Source organism: Methanobrevibacter sp. (assembly GCF_017539065.1).
Taxonomy (GTDB): Archaea; Methanobacteriota; Methanobacteria; order Methanobacteriales; family Methanobacteriaceae; genus Methanocatella.
Genome location: NZ_JAFYHP010000015.1, coordinates 74,280 through 88,485 on the forward strand (window position 1 = coordinate 74,280; position 14,206 = coordinate 88,485).

10 protein-coding genes are annotated in these 14,206 nt (G+C 32.6%); 5 read left to right on the forward strand and 5 right to left on the reverse strand.

Annotated elements, in window-relative coordinates; genetic code table 11:
* The first annotated feature begins 30 nt into the window (after window positions 1-30).
* The 3 genes from IKS50_RS03960 to IKS50_RS03970 all read left to right on the forward strand — a co-directional run bounded on the left by IKS50_RS03960 (window position 31) and on the right by IKS50_RS03970 (window position 3,887).
* A complete protein-coding gene (locus IKS50_RS03960; protein ID WP_292845778.1) occupies window positions 31-1,983 on the forward strand; it encodes an endonuclease MutS2 in 1,953 nt (650 codons plus the stop codon).
* Between the two features lie 287 nt (window positions 1,984-2,270).
* Window positions 2,271-2,723: a dCMP deaminase family protein gene (locus IKS50_RS03965; protein WP_292845708.1), complete on the forward strand. Its 453-nt coding sequence runs from the start codon at window positions 2,271-2,273 to the stop codon at window positions 2,721-2,723.
* Between the two features lie 72 nt (window positions 2,724-2,795).
* On the forward strand, window positions 2,796-3,887 hold the full coding sequence (locus tag IKS50_RS03970) for a cation diffusion facilitator family transporter (RefSeq protein WP_292845711.1): 1,092 nt from the start codon (window positions 2,796-2,798) through the stop codon (window positions 3,885-3,887).
* Window positions 3,888-4,074: 187 nt separating this feature from the next.
* Here IKS50_RS03970 and IKS50_RS03975 read toward each other — a convergent pair whose 3' ends face one another.
* The 3 genes from IKS50_RS03975 to IKS50_RS03985 form a co-directional block, all read right to left on the reverse strand.
* Window positions 4,075-7,692, reverse strand: coding sequence for a C1 family peptidase (locus tag IKS50_RS03975; RefSeq protein ID WP_292845714.1), 3,618 nt, complete (start codon window positions 7,690-7,692; stop codon window positions 4,075-4,077).
* Between the two features lie 171 nt (window positions 7,693-7,863).
* Window positions 7,864-8,496: a stage II sporulation protein M gene (locus IKS50_RS03980; protein WP_292845717.1), complete on the reverse strand. Its 633-nt coding sequence runs from the start codon at window positions 8,494-8,496 to the stop codon at window positions 7,864-7,866.
* A gap of 28 nt (window positions 8,497-8,524) precedes the next feature.
* Window positions 8,525-9,037: a hypothetical protein gene (locus tag IKS50_RS03985; protein ID WP_292845720.1), complete on the reverse strand. Its 513-nt coding sequence runs from the start codon at window positions 9,035-9,037 to the stop codon at window positions 8,525-8,527.
* 136 nt (window positions 9,038-9,173) lie between these two features.
* Between IKS50_RS03985 and IKS50_RS03990 the strand changes: the two genes are divergently transcribed.
* Complete coding sequence (locus IKS50_RS03990; protein ID WP_292845723.1) at window positions 9,174-9,950, forward strand: DUF4013 domain-containing protein; 777 nt, start codon at window positions 9,174-9,176, stop codon at window positions 9,948-9,950.
* 75 nt (window positions 9,951-10,025) lie between these two features.
* Complete coding sequence (locus IKS50_RS03995; protein WP_292845726.1) at window positions 10,026-11,069, forward strand: acyltransferase; 1,044 nt, start codon at window positions 10,026-10,028, stop codon at window positions 11,067-11,069.
* Window position 11,070: 1 nt separating this feature from the next.
* Here IKS50_RS03995 and IKS50_RS04000 read toward each other — a convergent pair whose 3' ends face one another.
* Window positions 11,071-11,922 (reverse strand): alpha/beta hydrolase fold domain-containing protein, encoded by an 852-nt coding sequence (locus IKS50_RS04000; RefSeq protein WP_292845728.1) that lies wholly within the window; start codon window positions 11,920-11,922, stop codon window positions 11,071-11,073.
* Between the two features lie 596 nt (window positions 11,923-12,518).
* Entirely contained in the window at window positions 12,519-13,973 is a 1,455-nt protein-coding gene (locus tag IKS50_RS04005) for a DUF3100 domain-containing protein (protein WP_292845731.1), read from the reverse strand.
* Between the last annotated feature and the right edge of the window lie 233 nt (window positions 13,974-14,206).

Genomic DNA, 14,206 nt, shown 5'->3' on the forward strand with positions numbered 1-14,206 from the left:
AAAAATCGAATATATATTAATATATAGATTATATTTACGAAAAGGGGTTTGGTAAATATGTGCGGAGAAAAAATGACATTGCAAAACATTAAAGGAGTAGGGGATAAAATCTCTGAAAAAATTATCAACAGCGTTGGAGGAGAGGAAGAACTCCAAAAAATTGTTGATAATGTTGATGTTGAAAAAATAGCAAATATTGAAGGAATTAGTCAAAGAAAAGCCATTGAAATAATGAATCAACTGTTGAATAATCCTGAATATAAATTTATAAAAAGCGACAGGGCAATGGAGCTTTATGATGATATCATAAATAAAATTTTAGCCTATTCTAACACATCATATTCCAAAAATAGAATATTATTGCTTTCTCCATCAAAAGATATTGACAAAATAAATTCAAGACTGGATTTTGTAATGCAAGCAAAAGAACACGTCTCACAACTTCCAATAATTAAATTAAGAGGATTGATGAAAAATTTGAAAGAAGTTGAAGAAGCAAAGCCTGACTATGATCCGAGTAAAGCAATTATTGTTGAAAGCGAAGAAGATAATTCCTACCTTACCGATTTAGGATTAAACCAATATTACCCAATCATTACTGCAAGCGATTCTCCGTTACTGAAAGAAGAAATGATGAATTATGATTTAGTGTTTTATGTTTATTCACAAGGAATACTTGATTTTGAAGGAATGCCAAACCTGATTATGATTAATATTGAAGAAAATGATTATGAAATTGTTCCAGAAAAAATCATAAACTTTTTTATTCACAATAAAGAGCTATTCTCTAAAGTTCATGAAATACAAAAGATCAGAAATAAGGAAAGTGTTTTAGGAGAAATTATTCCCATTATCAATGAGTTGAATATCATTGATAAAAGAGAAGTTGATATTGAAAAACTTGTCTTTTCTCTTAAAGATGAGATGGATAGCGAGTTAGAAAACTCTATTAAACAAGTTGACCTTGAAGGAGATGAAATTCTCAACTTATTAAACAACAACTTCCCTCCAAAGATTAGTAAAATATTTGATGACATTATCAATAAAAGAAAAGAAATTATTCGTGAAAAAACCGGATTGAGTTTTGACCCATATCTTCGAACATATCCCATCCAAATTGACGAAACAGAAATCCAAAGAGTAACCCTAGAACAATCCTCAAAAAAGGAAAATGATATTTTTGACATTAAGAAAAGCGCAGCAATCGAGTTAAACTCAATTAAAAATAAAGCAATAAAAGAAGTTGAAGATGCGATTAAATTTGATTATGAATTTAGTTTAGGCAGTTTTGCATACGAATATGATTTATGTAGACCGCAATTTAGCGATGAAATTAAATTAAATGGCGCATTACACCTAGAATTAGCACTTAAAAAAGATGAAGAGGATATCCAAAAAGTAGATTATCAACTTACAAAAGATGAAAATATTGCTTTATTAACCGGAGCAAATAGCGGAGGTAAAACTACTCTTTTAGAAACATTAACACAGATATCCCTTATGGCGCAAATGGGACTTCCAGTAAGTGCAGATTATGCAGAAATAAAATTATTTGATGAAATTTATCATTTCTCTAAGAAAAGATCACTTGATGCAGGCGCATTTGAATCATTTTTAAATGTTTTCATACCAATCGTCACCACAAATAGTGAAAAGTTAGTATTGCTAGATGAACTTGAAGGAATCACAGAACTTGATGCAGCCGTTAAAATTATATCAACATTTATTGATATGATTAAAGAGTCCAACTCTTATGGTGTTATTGTCACTCATATGGCGAGGGAATTGATGAACTACACAAATATTCGTGTAGATGGTATCGAAGCAAAAGGATTAGATGAAAATTATAATTTAATTGTGGATAGAACCCCTAAAATGAATTTCCTTGCAAAAAGTACACCTGAATTAATTCTAAAAAGAATTTATGAAAAATCAGATAATGATTTAAAAGCTGTATATGCTAGGATTTTAGAAAAATTCTAAAACATATACTACTTTTTACTATTTTCAATTTTGCATAAATCAATGCTATTTCAATGAAAGGGAATTATATCACTAATTGCCTGCCCTATGATGTCCGATAATAGTTTTAAGAAGAAATATTAACTTCATTTAACTTTGGATGGCCGCCTATTGCCTTTAGCTTTTACACCATAATGTTTAACACAATCAACATATAAAAAATTATAATAAGAATACAGTATTTATTAAACACATATTATTCAAGATTTAATTTGATTCTTAATAGTTAGTTAAAGGAGATGGAAGATATGATAAATGAGAATAATGCAAACCGTATGAGTAAAACTGAATATTATCTTGCAATTGCTCTTGCCGTGTCAAAAAGAAGCACATGTTTAAAAAGACGTTATGGAGCAGTAATAGTCAATAACGATGAAATAATCAGTACCGGTTATAATGGAAATCCAAGAGGAGATGAAAACTGTTGTGATAGAGGAAACTGTCAAAGAATGAACCTTCCATCTAATTCAGGCAACTATAACGATTGTTTTTCAGTCCATGCTGAACAGAACGCTATGATTAGTGCAAGCAGAAATGAAATGCTTGGATCAACCATTTATCTGGCCGGAGAAAAGTATGATGATGGAGATTGGGTAGAAATAGAAGATGCGGAACCTTGCCCGATATGCTTCAGAATGATAAAGAACTCTGGAATTGATGAAATTGTTAGTAAGAAAGGGATTTTAAAACTGCGTGATTAACTTTGAAGATGATGTTTTCGTTGAAAACATATATGTGTGGAATTTATAAATCATCGAAATAAACTTAACATTATGACACGCCAAGACAAAATCATCAAAACAAGCATAATAGGAATTATAGTTAACCTAATTCTTGTTGCATTTAAAGCCACTGTAGGCATACTGGTTAACTCAATAGCAATTACATTAGATGCAGTAAATAACCTAACGGATGCGCTTTCATCAATCATTACAATAATCGGGACAAAACTTGCTGGAAAAGCACCTGATAAAAATCATCCTTATGGATATGGTCGTGTTGAATATTTCACAGCAGTAATCATATCAGCAATTGTCTTATGGGCGGGAGTCACATCATTTATGGAATCCTGGCCAAAAATATTAAATCCTGATGTAACATCATACACTACCGTTTCACTTATAATTATTGCTGTTGCAGTAGTTGTTAAATTTGTTTTGGGAAGATATGTAAAAGGTGTTGGCGAAGATATTAACTCACAAGCATTGGTTGCATCCGGAAGCGATGCATTTTTTGATGCAATCCTCTCACTTTCAACATTAATAGGAGCGCTAATATCAATATTTTTCAATATTTCCCTTGAAGGAATATTGGGGGTAATAATATCAATAGTAATTATAAAAGCAGGTATTGATATTTTAAGAGAAACTGTAGACAGCATGCTCGGAGCAAGAATTGACCGAGACTTGTCCTTAAAAATAAAAGAAAGGATTTGTGAGTTTGACAATGTTTATGGAGCATATGACTTAAGCTTACATAACTACGGGCCTGAAAGTATGCAAGGATCTGTTCATGTTGAAGTTGATGACTCACTTAGTGCACCCCAAATACATAGGTTAACAAGGGAAATTACAACAAAAATCTATGAAGAATTCTCAATTATCCTAACTGTCGGAATTTATGCAAGAAATGACAAATATAAACATATTCGTGAGGATCTGGAAAATATTGCATCCGAATATGAAGAAGTTCTAGAGGTTCATGGATTCTTTGTATATGAATCACAAAATCTTATAACTTTTGACATTATTGTTGATTTTGATGCCGAACGTGATAGGATAAAAAATGAAATAACCTCAAAACTTAAAGTAAAACACCCTGAATTCGAATACATTATCATAGATGACTTCGACATTAGCGATTAAACAATGAGTTAGCCTATTGTTAAAATGGAAACATAAAATATAAAATAGTTAATGAAAATTTTCTCAATAATTTTGTTCATATAAAACCTTATCATTAATTTTTGTTGTTTTTAAAGTGGAAAGAATAATGCTTTTTTGAGTACCATTTGAATAGGATTTCTAAAAAAAATAAATGATGAAAGTTAAATTATTTTTTAACTTTCACTGTTTGTTTAACTGTATTTTTAAGATAGGTTACTTGGTATGAAACCTTTTTGCCCACTTTGAGTTTTTTAAGTACTGATTTTTTAATGGTTATTTTTGCAATACCATTTTTATCAGTTTTTGCCGTATATGTTTTTCCATTGAATTTAAAGGTTAATTTTTTACCTTTAATAGGAGTTTTTCCTTTCAAAGTAGCTTTTATAACCAATTTCTTAGAGGATTTTTTAACAGTGCCTTTCACAAGCTTTAAAACCTGTTTTACTTTGACTGCGTTTTTAATTGTTTGGCCAGCATAAGTTGCAGTTAATGTGTAGGTGCCCGGTTTAACTGTATCCGGTATTTTTAAAATCGCATAACCGTTGGCATTTGTTTTAACTTTATATGTTACTTTGTTTAATGTTATGGTTACAACCTGGTTTGCACCCACCGGTTTTCCATAATTGCCATATACACACACCTTAAAGCTTGATCCATCCGCATAGAACATGTCGACATTTGAATTTCCAGTGAATCTTGAAACCACCTGAATTGTTGTGACACTCTCCTCTAATGTTACAGGATTTTGTAAAATCAAAGTGTGTTTACCAATTGATAAATCAGATAATGTCAAGTACAGCATTCCTTCATTATTGTCAATAGTTCCTGTATAAGGTTTACCATCCAATCTTAAGGTTACGTCCTTGTAAAATAATTCCACACCATTTTCATCATAGAATTGAGCATCAATACTTAATACAGTATTATATCCGATTTTAACACTATCTGCAACTTCAATTGTGTTCAATATTTCAAATCCTTCAACAATGTCTCCATCATCATTAGAAGTTATGAGGACATAGATTCCGGGTTCTAATATCAGATTAAAAGATGCTTTGCCATCACTGACAATTGCGCTGCCTAACAGTTTATTATCTTTATAAATACTGACTGTTTTTCCATTCGCATTTGATTGGACTGTGAAATTAGTATTTTTTGTATAGTATTTTGAGCTACTTCCTTCACTATCAAGATTCCAGACAGTGTATACTTTGATACACGCAGTCTTGCCTAATTTTCCCAAATCATCCATGTATCCGTCAGTATAATATGCCATTGAGTTTTCACTTTCAAAATGAATCCTGGTGTCCTCGAGTAAAGGCATGTATCTTGTTTTTATTCCTACTGAAAATTGATTGCCTGCATAAATTGCAATTGGTTTGGCTAACTTAATTGTTTCGAATCCGATATGGGTTGATTTTCCAGTTTGTGTGTAGACAAGCTCTCCTTCAAAATACACATTGATGGTATATGCTTCATCAACATTGCTAAAGTAAGTTCCAACAGCTTTTATCAACTCATCATCAAGAGCATGATATGTATTGACGAAATTAATAATTTCCCCACTATCATAGAAGTACCTGTCATAATCTCCAACATCATACTGGTATACTCCAGTGTAGTTTTCAGTATTGTTTATTATATATCCTACTGATGATGTGTACATTGCGAATGTGGTGTCGTAATATGATACATAGAAGTATCCGTTTTCACCCCAGTCACTTCCCCAACTGTTTTTACAAATCCAAGCACCGTTTCCTTGTGGTTTTATTTTGAAATTATCTTTTGAATAATTATCATCCCATCCAACTAATGTTACAAAGTGATTTCCAGATTCTTCACCATTATAATATTGTGCATAGGTATCTGGGTTGTAATACTCATTGTTTGATGAAGCCCCATAAATGTGAACTGTTAATCCTCCATATTTTATTAAAGCTTCTTTTAGTTTATCATTATCTAAGGCATTTTCACGTTTAGGTATGATTACAGTATCTTGGATATGGTATGATTCTCCAGGGACAAATGAAGCGATACTTATCTTACCAAGTTCGTCGTAACTGTCGAATTCCTGTGAAATGACCCCTAACCAAGATAAGAAAAGACCCATTGCAGAAGTAGCATATCCCCCTTCAAATATGTCACTTGAACCATATTCGTTATAGTGTGTTGCTACGCCTTGAATATTATTTTCAGATATATCGAGCAATATTCCTGTTGCTTTCAAAAATGCGGATTCAAGTGCGCCAGTAGCACCAAATGCCCAACATGCACCATTGGCCCCTTGATCTTTAACAACTCCGGCCAATGTTATATTGGTTCCATCTACTTTATAGTCACGTAAATCAAACCTTGCGTCATTTAAAGTTGCATTTGCAGTTGAAGTTATATTTAAAACTATTTTTTTACCTTCATATTCGACAATAGTGTTGTATGCAATTTGATTTAATAATGTTTTTCCGCCGTGTAGTTCATTGTTATTTAAACTTGAACCGCTTCTGTCAAAAAAGCTCACAATTGCTTCATTATAACCTTTTGAAAATTCTGAATTTTTTATTCCATATTTGCTGTCATGCAAATAAACTGCATCGCCAAAAGTTCCTGCATAATTGTCTATGAATTTACATTGAGTGATAATGCTGTTACTGTCATCAATGTATAAGGCTCCACCATATAACTGATTAGCGATGTTTTTATTAAATTTATTATTGCCTATCAAAACTGTTGTGTTTGATAAATATACTGCCCCTCCTGCATATTCGGCAATATTGCTGATAAAATTGCTTGACATTAAATTCAATGTTCCTCCTAATTGGAGGTATGCTCCTCCGAAGTTTGAAGAACAATTTTCAAATAAAGAATTTTTTATGGTTGCGGTATTGCTTGCATGAATTTCATTTCCATTTAAATCTGCATAAATAGCACCTGCATTTTTAGCTGAGGCAACATTGATAAAACTACATCCCTCAATGGTTATTGAATCACTTTCTTTAGATCCGATAGCTCCTGCGGTGGCATTTGCAAACAGATTGATGAATTGGGAATTTAAAACAGTGAGTTTATTTTTTTCAGAGTAAATTGCTGTAGCATACCTTGAAGTCATATTGGCAAAAAGAGTGTTATTAACTGTCATGATGGAATTATAACCATAAATTAAACTCCAATGAATTAGATTATTATTAATAAATGTTGAATTATCTATTTCAATTATACTGTTTAGACTATATACTGAAGCTCCATTAATAGCATAATTATTTATGAATTTATCGTTATAACTGTAATAATTACTATTTTCAGCGTATATGGCTCCTCCTTCCTGAAGGTCATGATTGTTTTCAAAGGTCACGTTATTTGTTCTCAATTCACAGTTATATAATATAATTGAAGACCTACTTGCATTAGTTATTTTTAAGTTATTGATGATTACTGTACCATTTGTGAATCTGAAAACACCCGCCTGATTATCGGCATCAATTACATGGTTATTACCATTAATTGTGTATATGCCCTCTTCACTGACAGCTATGCCTATTCCTTCTTTAAAAGCGTCATCCGTTGAACTATTAAATTTGTAGTCTGATTTAATATTTAATTCATCAGTGCTGTCGTCAACATCGTCTGACAAATTTGAAAAAGATCCAACAGTAGATTCGCCAGCAGAGATTGCATCAGATTCATCAATCTTCAAATTATCATCAGTCTGATTAACATCTTCTGCACTAACTGCGCAAATGCTTATCATTAAAAGCATTAATGCAGTTATTAGAAATAATTTCTTATTCAAAATTTTTCCTCCTCTTTATATACTTATTATTATATAAATTTATGTTTTTTATTTATTTAAATGGAACTACCCTAACATGTTTTAGTCGGATAAAAAATAGAACAATTTTTTGTCTAAGCGAAATTTCACGTGAAAAATGAAAGAAACCTATAAATTTTACAGACCCATTTTTTAGGTTCCTACAATAAAATCTGAAAATGGAACGGAAATGTATGCTTCAATCGGAGCTGCAATAAGCAGCAGAATTGTTGCAAATATCATAAGAACTATGCTTTGAATCAATACTTTTTTGGTTTTGTCAAATGCATCTGAAGCACCCTGTGTCTGACTGCTTCTCCAAGCTTTAACAAATCTCCAGATAAACAGGAACAACAATACTCCCGCCACTGACTGAAGAACGGTTGCTGTAATTTCAAATATTCCATGAGGAATTAGATAAACAATATATCTAAAACCCCCATTTGGTATTATCTGGTTAAATAATTGTCCTGAAGCCCCCAAATTAACACCATTATATATTAACACTAGGAGGGCAGGTATTGCAAAGAATACTGAAGCTATGTATGTAACGATTCCTCCCCATTCGTTTTGAATGAAAAGGTCAGCTGCACCGACAGGTCCCATATCAGAATCAGTTGCATTTGAAGCAGGAAAATTGCCTATAGCAGATTCCACTGCAGTGCCGGACATAATCCATGCAGCAATAAAACAGATGATAAATAACAGATATAATCCAATTATCAGTTTCTTATTCTCTTTTAAAGTTTCCACTAGCAAATCTTTAAGTTTAGCTAAAATACTCATATTCTCGCCCAGATATTATTTTACTATTTTAATTAACCGTTTCATTGACCTTGAATGTATCGATGAATGTTTGAGCTTCGCATAATGTTTCAAAATTTCCACTGAAATAGAGGTACTGCATTTCAGCACCATCCTCATACTCAACAGTCAGATTATCCAATTCAATGAATACGTCATATTCATTTGAATCTTTGAAGATATATGTTTTGTATCCTTGGGAAGTTCTGTTGCTGTCGATTTTTTCATAGGACGAATCTTCCTGATGGCCTTCAAAGTCAGTGACGCCATCTTCGCCGACACACCACAATGAGCAAATCACTTTTTCGTCAGGGTAATCATAATAGACCCCCACATCCAAACTGTCTTCAGGAGAAAGTTGGAATTCTGTTTCGTTAGTCAAATCATCGCTGATGTTGAAAAGCACCTTGTTTGCGAAATTATATTCATGTGTTTGGACATTACTTGATTCTGCAAATACTGTGGTGCCGGCAACAAATAGCACTAAAATAATCGCCAATACCATTAGTTTTCTTGTATGCATATGATTCCCCCAAAGTTTGATAATATTATTTGGATAGTAAATCTTATTTAATGTTTTCTTTTGGTTAAAAAAAGTTCATAGTCAAATACAAAATATTTAAATTTTTTCAAGTACAATACTTAATTGAGAGATAGTTATGCCGCACAGTATAATAAAGAGAGTATGGGATTACTGCAGTTATGATAAGAAATTTCTTCTTTTTGTTTTTGCATTGCTTTTCATTTCATCCCTGATTCAGAATTATGTTTATGCTAATGGGAATGAGAATGACCTGACGCTGCTTCGAATTTTAGTTTTCATTATCGTATCGGGTTATGGAATGTCAATTACCCGAAGCAGAATTAACCATGGCAAGAGATTGCCTAAAATTGTCATTAAAGACATTGTTTTTCTAGGAATTAAAGCAGGCATAACTTCATCAGTTTATTTTTTCATTCAAATAATTATTCTAGCGCATGTGGGTTTTGCATTGGGCTTTCATTTATTATTTGATTTAGAGGAATTGCTTTTGAACTGGTCAGATACGATAAGCATTCTTTTCTATCATGAACCTGTAAGTGCAATATTGTTTGTTGTTGCGGGTTTAGTTCTTTTTTACGTAACCACATTTTTCATGGAAATTGCCCTGGCCAAATTGGCGGACACCGGAAGCCTGTGGGCTTCTTTTAACTTGATGTCAATTAAAAGAAGCATTGATGTTTTCGGATGGAAAAATTATGCAAAAGACTGCACTCTGATTATTCTGGCTATAGTTATTTTATCTAATTTGATTTCTTATAATGTTCCATTCACATTCATTGATTCAATAATCGACATGTTTCTGTCATTTTTGATATTTGTAACCCAATATCTGGGTATCGGTGCAGTTTACTGCAAAATAAAAGATTTGGAATCCGGCCATGTGCAGATATGAACTGATGAACTCAAAAATTATTTTATTAAATTAAGACAAATTATTATACATCAATATATTTATGGTGAATAATCAATGGGTAAAACTAGAATAGAATGGATAGACCTTGTTCGGGCAGTAGCTATTTTAACTGTATTGTATATTCATGCAACAGATGGGATTTATATCATCTCATCAGATGCGATTGTGAATTATACAATTTACTCAAGGATATTTAATTTTGCATCGCTTTTTATTGGCCGTATTGGCGTTCCATTCTTTTTGATGATAACCGGTTATCTCCTGCTTGACCGGGCTTATGATGATGAAAGGATTCGTAAATTCTGGAATACAAGCTGTAAAGGTTTAATCATCGTTACCGTAATTTGGGCAGTGATTTATGTCATCAGTCTGCAGTTTTTAACTGTTGGAAGCACACAGGTTAACTATGCGGAAGCCGGAACACTGTTCTTTTCCCACATGTGGTATATGCCGATGATTATTGGAATGTATCTTTCAATGCCGTTTGTTGCAAGTGCCCTAAATCACTTTGATGTCGAGACTATCTATCAGGCAACAATCGTCTTTACTTTACTTGCATTCCTGCTTCCATTCGTAACGCTTGTATGTGAAATGCATGGAATTGGGGGATTGAATATCCAATACTGTCAAGGTTTCAGCGGAGGAATCTACGGAATCTATATCATTTTAGGTTATCTGGTTAAAAAAGAGAAATTCAAGAACGTTTCCAGTTCAAAATTGTGGGTGCTTGCGACAGTTTCATTTTTGATTTGCGTACTGTTCCAGTACTATGCGTTTGTAATTAACTATGATTTCTTCCTGTGGTATGAGTTCCCATTCATTTTGCTTGGATCATTTGCACTGTTTGAGTTGTGCTCAAGAGTCAAGACCGTCAGATTCTACAGTTGGGTTACAGTAATATCCAAATATTCATTTGCGGTGTTCCTGATTCATAACCTGTTCAGATTGCCTTTGCTCCCTCTTGTTGTGCAGTTGCCATTCTCAGAACCGGTTAAAGCTATTGTTCTTTGGATTTTATTAATCGTATTCAGTTTCACGGCTGCGACCATAATCTATAGAATCCCAAGATTCGGAAAATATATTTTGTACATGAGATAATTTATAACATTATCTCTTTTTCTATTTCTTTAAACGCTTTTTTAGCCTCAGGTATTGGAAATAGAGGGTATATATGGAACAAACCTTTGCCTGTGACTAATCGGGCATTCTTACAGTCTTCAACGTATTTTTTGATGTCTTTGTAGAATATTTCTTTTTCTCCTGCAAAAATGAGGGTTTTCGCCAAATCGGATTTGTCCCCATAAAGAGGACTTACTCGATAGTCTTTTGCATTCAGATTTCCCGCCCAGGATTTTCCTATTTCCTTTAAACCGATTTCGCCTAAAATCGGATCATTTTCACTGTCGTATGGAGGATTACCCATTGAAACATCGGTCCATGGCGAGAAAACGATGATACTTTTTGGCTGGGATAAATTTACTGTTTTCAGGTACTGTGCAAATGACAGCACAAATCCCCCTCCAGCTGAGTCGCCCATTAAAATGATATTTTTATCAAACTTGAGCAGGTCACGGTATAAACTTTCAACGGCTTCAAAAGTTTCCTGCAAGTTATGATTAGGAGCGAGTCCGTAAACTGGTGCGAGCACATATGAATCCAATTTTCGTGACAGCTTCATGCAATATAAATGGTGCTGGTAGTTGATTTCATTCACGTAGGCTCCGCCATGTATGTAGAGCATTATATTTTTGCAGTTTTTACGGTTTCCAAATGTGAAAGTCTGCATTCCATTAAGTTCAACACTTTTGAAAATGCTTTTCGCTGCCTTGTCTTGTGCTTTGGATTTGTTGGCTAAAAAAGTTTCTATTTCAATTTGTGAGTCCATATACTTAGGTTTTGTAAACCTTAAAATAATCTCAGCCATTTTTGCAATAAATGATATTTCACTCATGTTAATCCTTAATTGTAAATTTTTCACTGCAGTTTAATATTATTATCAATCTAATATAAAATAGTTAATGAGTTTAAAAGTCAATATACAAAAAGTATACAAAATATAATGCTCTTTTAAAAAAAGACAAAATTTATTCCTTAAAAAAAGATTTTTTTTAAAAATGTCAATATAAGATACCGAATAACATCATAAAATATGTATATTAAGTTAATTGATTATAAACTTAATATTAATGATAATAATCCCAAAATAATAAGAATTTTATTTTGCATACTATACAAAATATTTACTACTTTTAGCTCTCGAATTATGAATATGCAACGAAGAAGCATATATATTTTTATTACATAATCACGACACCATTTCTTAGAATATACCGCAGGTAAAAATTACTTAATCAGACATAACCTCTAAGAACAGCCATTCAAATTGATTTATGAAAACATGGGTGTTAATGTTATGAGGTTTCATTAATTCAAATCTAAAAAAGTAGATATCAAGTATTTAACATTATCATTGTTGGAAAATAAGCATTATAATGGTAATTCAATAAGTTCTGCCAACACTTAAAAAAAAAAGAAAAGAAGACAGGTTTAAATCATACCTGTTAAAAATAAGGTTATATTAGCAATTGTTGCAGAACCAAGGTATGTTCCAGTAATTACAACTATAGCAACAATAATTCCTCTCCAACCAATTCTTTTAAACTCTTCCCAATCTTTACCTATTGAAACACCGACATATGCCAGAAATGCGGTACAGATTGTAGTTAACTCAACTTGAGAAACATAGTGAGACACAAAATCAGCAGTTGGAACCCCTGGAATAGAAATAAGCAAACCGATTAAACTAATAAAAACAATTGATGGAATATGGACTGGGAAAACCCTTTCAAGGGACATGCCAATAAGAGCAACGAATGCAATAATAATCATCCCAATAAAAGTGCCAACAAATGCTGTATGATAACCTACAACATTTCCAATGGCAACAATGACTGAAAATGCGAAAAGCAATGCAGCCCATCTTTTAAGCTTACCGAAACTTAATCCATCTGAATCCTCTTCGTCTGTTACTTCATCAGGGACATATTCATCATCATCAATATGCGCATCACCTTTACCCAAAATTGGAGATAACCATTTATACAATCTTTCTGCAATAGGCAATGAAACAAATATGCACATATACATGCCTAAACAGAATGAAAGAATATTACTTGCTCCAGCAAAAGCCTCCAACTGTGTGGCCATGGCAGGATACATGTGCACTAGTGGAACTAACGCCGCAGCATTCATACTTGCACTGCCTATACCTGAAGCCATCGCAAAGGCATATGGATGAAATGGTATGAGTGAAACGCTTATGCTTGACAAAAAGCTGATATAAGGAGTACCTATAATGGATCCTATAACGAAAATTGCCAAAACACCTCGTGCTTCCGGAGAGTTAAAACCGTATTTATCAATAATAATTCCCAAATTAGGTTCACGACAAATAGAACTTGCCATACCTATAACTTCTCTTCTAAAACCTAAAAGCAAAGCAACAGGCAATGCTATAAGAGTGCCTAAATCACCAAGAAGCTGTAAAACTAAAGCGGGACCCACATGAAAAATAACATCAATGGATTGACCACTTGAAATAGCCAATTTGGAAAGTAAAACCCCAATAAGTAAAACCATAACCCCCTCAGCTACTTTAGCCTGTTCAGGACCTATCCATTTAAATGATTTTGACAAATAAAGAACTAAACCCATAACTAAAGAATATATCAGAGGCAATAATAAAAAACTGATTGTGTCGGTTATTTTAATCTCTATAATTCCAATGAACATTGAGATAACAACTAAAACTAATATAATTAAATGTAAATTATACTCTTTCCATGGAGGGCTTCTTTTAATTGCCCTATCAGCACGTCTTCTAAATCTGTGCTGTTTAAATCTGTATCTCTTATCTCGACGATGTGCATGGTTATCTGAAATAAAATCCCTCCTAAAACTTTGAATGACAATATATAAAACATCTAAACATGATGGAATCAATGTACTCCGAATAAAGTGTACAAAAATACTGTATAGTGTTTAATACTTCACATATAATTAAGATTCTCTTAACAAACATATAAAAATATAACTACTGTTTTGAAAAATAATATTTGGTGTTTTTAAAGTGGAAAAAACAACTTTTTAACTATGTGTAAAAAAGGAAGCTATAAAACACATATTAAAGCTAATTGTCATTTAAATTCTCAGTTTATCAAATTAGAAAATTTCGG